This is a genomic window from Pseudomonas sp. MWU16-30323, assembly GCF_020515595.1.
GTDB classification, from domain to species: domain Bacteria; phylum Pseudomonadota; class Gammaproteobacteria; order Pseudomonadales; family Pseudomonadaceae; genus Aquipseudomonas; species Aquipseudomonas yamanorum.
This window is the reverse complement of sequence record NZ_JAIWYM010000092.1, coordinates 1-516: the sequence shown is the minus strand read 5'-3', so window position 1 is coordinate 516 and position 516 is coordinate 1. Positions and strand designations below refer to the sequence as shown.

The 516-nt window shown below is 62.2% G+C and carries 1 pseudogene; it reads right to left on the bottom strand.

What is annotated here, in order from left to right:
• A pseudogene (locus tag LIY45_RS30585) lies at positions 1-516 on the bottom strand (lipase family protein); the annotation flags it as partial.

Below are 516 nucleotides of genomic sequence, written 5' to 3'. Positions count from 1 at the left end.
TCATCGAACCGTTGCAGCGCTTCGGCGCCGCCCTCCATTTCCCGCGTGACCCGCAGGGCCTGCTCCAGTTGGTTTTGCAGTTCGAGGAACACCCGGTTACGCGTCAGCTCATCTTCGGGCGCGCTCAAGGCGTTCTCCTGCATCTGTTGCTTGAATTTCTGCCGCTGCACCTGCCGCTCCAGCAACGGGTCGCGCCCAGGGTTGAGCAGTTCCAGCAACTGGTTGCGGATATGGGGTTGGTACACCCCCATGAAATGGTTGCCGAGCCCGGTGAACCGGCCGGTCTTGAGGTTGCCATTGGGCGGGAAGATTCTGTCCCGGCTCTCGGTGGCCAATGAGCTGAAAAACCGCTGCTGGGCGTGCTCGGCCTGTTGGCTGTCGCTGGTGCTCAGGCTGGGTACCACGTACATCAGGGATCGTTGCGCCAGGCGATGGTTGATCGTGGTGTGGTAGGGCGCGCCCAGCCCTTCCTTGTTGAGATAGGCCGGATAGTGTGAGCCTCTGGCCTGGCGGTGT